1 protein-coding gene and 1 pseudogene are annotated in these 1,223 nt (G+C 69.1%); both read right to left on the bottom strand.

Going from position 1 to position 1,223, the window contains the following annotated elements:
• Nucleotides 1-164 precede the first annotated feature (164 nt).
• Nucleotides 165-1,016, bottom strand: coding sequence for a universal stress protein (locus tag FV220_RS24990; protein ID WP_147833583.1), 852 nt, complete (start codon nt 1,014-1,016; stop codon nt 165-167).
• 87 nt (nt 1,017-1,103) lie between these two features.
• Nucleotides 1,104-1,223, bottom strand: a pseudogene (locus FV220_RS24985) (IS5/IS1182 family transposase); the annotation flags it as partial.

Raw genomic sequence — 1,223 nt, 5'->3', positions numbered from 1 at the left:
TGCCCGGCGGCATGCGCCGCGGCGCATGCCGCCGGGCAGGCCCTGGGCATCGGCGGATACCGGCATGGCGAGGGCGGACAACGCGAGGGCCGCCGCCACGGCGAGGTGCTTCAGGATCGGTCTCATGGTTTTCCTTCTCGGAGGTCGGCTGGTTTCGTCGGCACTTAGTGCGCGAGGAAGAGGGGGATCGGACACGCCGTCATCAGCGTTTGGGTGAGCCCGCCGAAGAGCCACTGCCGGATGGGGCCGTGGCGATAGGCGCCCATGACCATCATGTCCGCGCGGTAGCGGATGGCCGCGTCGCGGAGGGTCTCGGCGACGTCGCCGTCCGGACGCACCGGCAGGTCGTCCACGGTCACGGCGATGCCGTGGCGGGCGAGGTGCGGAGCGAGCTCGGCGCCCGCGACCGACCTCGAAAGCTCTTTCTCGCCGACGACCGAGATGATCTCGACGGCGTCGGCCGCGAGCAGGAACGGGAGCGCGTCGTTGACGGCCCGGGCCGCATGCGCGCCGCCGTCCCAGGCGATGACGATGCGCCGGCCGGCAAAGGCGTTGTGGCCGGCGGGGACGACGATGACGGGGCGGCCGCTGTTGAACAGGGCCGCCTCGATCAGCTCCCGGTCGAGGTCGATGGTGCGCTCCTCGGCATCCAGGATGGTGAGGTCGTGCAACCGGGCCTTGGCCGCGAACGTGGCGAGGATGTCCGGATGCGTCAGTTGCGGGCTATCAACGGTGCACGCGACACCGGCGCTCGCGGCGTCGCCACGGACCTTCTCAGCCACCGCCTGGCTCAGGCCGGCGGTCCGCCCGTTCTCCTCGGAGACGAGGCCCTGTCCGAACCCGCCGGCGAGGGCGCTGGTCATGACGATGCGACGCGAAGCGGCCTGCACGGTGAGGTGCGCCCCGGCGGCGACGGACAGCGACAGGGCGTAGCCGATGGCGTCACTTGTCTCGCCCTGCTGACCTTCCTCGGTCAGGCCCACGATGACGTTCTTGATGTTCTGGAGTGCCGGCATGGAAGCGTCCTCGGTTTCGTTGGACGAACCCTAGCCCCGGCCCCGCAGGAGTCCTTGATCCAGCGCAAAGTCGGAAGCTTAGAGCGCCTAACAGAACCGTTTGATCTGGTTGAGGGTGATGAGGCTGGCCGCGAGGCTCGTGAAGGCCTCGTAGATGTCGCTGCGTCGCTCGTAGCGGACGGGCAATCGACGGAATCGGTTGAACCA

This window comes from Methylobacterium sp. WL19 (genome assembly GCF_008040005.1).
In the GTDB taxonomy this organism is placed as follows: Bacteria; Pseudomonadota; Alphaproteobacteria; order Rhizobiales; family Beijerinckiaceae; genus Methylobacterium; species Methylobacterium bullatum.
This window is presented reverse-complemented; position numbering and strand designations above follow the sequence as displayed.

Bases quoted from the DNA above. Each gene is read 5' to 3' on its own strand.
- FV220_RS24990 (WP_147833583.1), bottom strand. From the start codon at position 1,016: ATGCCGGCACTCCAGAACATCAAGAACGTCATCGTGGGCCTGACCGAG.